Source organism: Mesorhizobium sp. M2C.T.Ca.TU.002.02.1.1 (assembly GCF_003997225.1).
On sequence record NZ_RZTO01000840.1, the window covers coordinates 1 to 2,596 of the forward strand.

2 protein-coding genes are annotated in these 2,596 nt (G+C 59.9%); one reads left to right on the plus strand and one right to left on the minus strand.

The window, feature by feature from the left end; genetic code table 11:
• On the plus strand, positions 1 to 953 hold a 953-nt coding region (locus EOD07_RS30225), incomplete at its 5' end, for a hypothetical protein (protein WP_206519600.1).
• On the opposite strand, the gene EOD07_RS30230 is transcribed toward EOD07_RS30225, so the two are convergent.
• A complete protein-coding gene (locus EOD07_RS30230; protein WP_127237922.1) occupies positions 950 to 2,581 on the minus strand; it encodes an ABC-F family ATP-binding cassette domain-containing protein in 1,632 nt (543 codons plus the stop codon). The genes EOD07_RS30225 and EOD07_RS30230 overlap by 4 nt on opposite strands.
• Between the last annotated feature and the right edge of the window lie 15 nt (positions 2,582 to 2,596).

The window sequence follows — 2,596 nt, forward strand, 5'->3', positions numbered from 1 at the left end:
GTCGTTCTCGTTCGCTCGTTCTTTTGTCCTTTTTGGCGGCGTGCTCGTCGCTAACGACATCATCTACACCGAAAGAAGGCATACCCTATTTCCTGCCGCTAACAAAAGTTCGCTACATAGTTGACTATGATACACCATCGCAATCCACGATGGAATCTTACAACACCGCTGATAGATCCCGGCCGTACTATCTTTCTTATCAAGAGGATAGTTTAGCGGACGAGAACCTGTGTGTTGACCGGACGGATACGGGCCTATTGAAGAAGATATATTTTGGAGCACAAGACCGCCTTCCCGACGTGATACTGAACGTCTTGGAAATAGCAGCCAGGTCAGGCGTTCCCGTCAGCGGCGAAGAGCAGGAAGTGAATGCCCGTGGACGCTGCTCAGGAAAGGCAATCTCCGAGTGGATGGACCCTTATGATCAGGTGGCCATATCGAGATTCAACGCAACACTTTGCGGCATCAAGGTGGAAGTTCCCGATTTCTCCGGGATCGGCAGCCTTCCAGAAACAGCATGTCCACGAAACGGCGTTTGCTTTGCAACAAAAAGCGATTTTCAATATTACTTCCGATCGAGAAACGGGAATATTATAAACAAAGGGACAGGAACGGTGGCGAGTCGCCGCGATGTAGGATGGATAAATATAAAGACTGCATTCTTCAACAAACGTATAACCCTTCTCGACTTCAATGAGGGGGTGCTGAATACGGTCAGAATTCGCAAAGACAGCGAAATCCTGGGCATCTCTCAATTGCCCTTGAACGCGGTCGAGCGGCTGCTTGCCGTACCTGGCAATGCGCTAGGCATGGCGTTTGCAGGATATCAGGAGAGGTTGCTCTATCTGCAACAGCGTAAAGCCCTGAAAGACGCAGGGGCCGTCGATCGACCGGCGCAAGACCCGGACACGGCGATTGCCACGACAGTCACCGCCTGCAAGCCAAGCGGCTAGGAACTAGCCCCTCTCAGCCCCGGTGCTTCCTGGCCGGTGCGCGCGACATATTCGGTGTAGCCGCCGCCATAGGTGTGGATGCCGTCGGGCGTCAGCTCCAGCACGCGGTTGGACAGCGCCGCCAGGAAATGGCGGTCGTGCGAGACGAACAGCATCGTGCCTTCATATTGCGCCAGCGCCTCGATCAGCATCTGCTTGGTGGTGATGTCGAGGTGGTTGGTCGGCTCGTCGAGCACCAGCAGGTTGGGCGGATCGAACAGCATCAGCGCCATCACAAGGCGCGCCTTCTCGCCGCCTGAGAGCACGCGGCACTTCTTCTCGATCTCGTCGCCGGAGAAGCCGAAGCAGCCGGCCAGCGCGCGCAGCGGCGCCTGGCCGGCCTGCGGAAAATTGTCCTCCAGCGTCTGGAAGACGGTGCGTTCGCCATCGAGCAGCTCCATGGCGTGCTGGGCAAAATAGCCCATCTTGACGCTTGGGCCGCGCGCGACCGTGCCCTCGTCCGGCTCGGAGGCGCCGGCGACCAGCTTCAAAAGCGTCGACTTGCCGGCGCCGTTGACACCCATCACGCACCAGCGCTCGCGCCGGCGGATCTGGAAATCGAGGCCCGAATAGATCGAACGGCTGCCATAGGATTTGTGGATGCCCTTCAGCGTCGCCACGTCCTCGCCGCAGCGCGGCGCCGGCTGGAACTCGAAGGCCACCGTCTGGCGGCGCTTCGGCGGCTCGACGCGGTCGATCTTGTCGAGTTTCTTCACCCGGCTCTGCACCTGGGCGGCATGCGAGGCGCGCGCCTTGAAGCGCTCGATGAAGGCGATCTCCTTGGCCAGCATCGCCTGCTGTCGCTCGAACTGCGCCTGCAGCTGCTTGTCGGCCAGCGCCCGCTGCTCCTGGTAGAATTCGTAATTGCCGGAATAGGAGGTGAGCGCGCCGGCGTCGATCTCGATGATCTTGTTGACGATGCGGTTCATGAACTCGCGGTCGTGCGAGGTCATCAGCAGCGCGCCGTCATAATCTCTGAGGAACTTCTCCAGCCAGATCAGGCTTTCGAGGTCGAGATGGTTCGACGGCTCGTCGAGCAGCATGACGTCGGGCCGCATCAACAGGATGCGGGCAAGTGCCACGCGCATCTTCCAGCCGCCGGAGAGTTTTGAAACGTCGCCGTCCATCATCTCCTGGGAGAAGCCGAGGCCGTCCAGCACCTCGCGGGCGCGGCCGTCCAGCGCATAGCCGTCGAGCTCCTCGAAGCGGTGCTGCAATTCGCCATAGCGCTCGATGATCGCGTCCATCTCCTCGGCGCGGTCCGGATCGCCCATGGCGTGCTCGAGCTCGCGCATCTCGGCGGCAACAGCACTCACCGGCCCAGCGCCTTCCATGACCTCGGCAACGGCGCTCAAGCCGCCCATGTCGCCGACATCCTGGCTGAAATAGCCAATGGTGACGCCGCGATCGACCGAGACCTGCCCTTCGTCGGGCTGCTCTTCACCGATGATCATGCGGAACAAGGTCGTCTTGCCGGCGCCGTTCGGACCGACCAGCCCGACCTTCTCGCCCTTCTGCAAGGCGGCCGAGGCTTCGATGAAGACGATCTGTCGGCCGTTCTGCTTGCCGATATTTTCGAGACGGATCATGGGACGGTCCGGGAA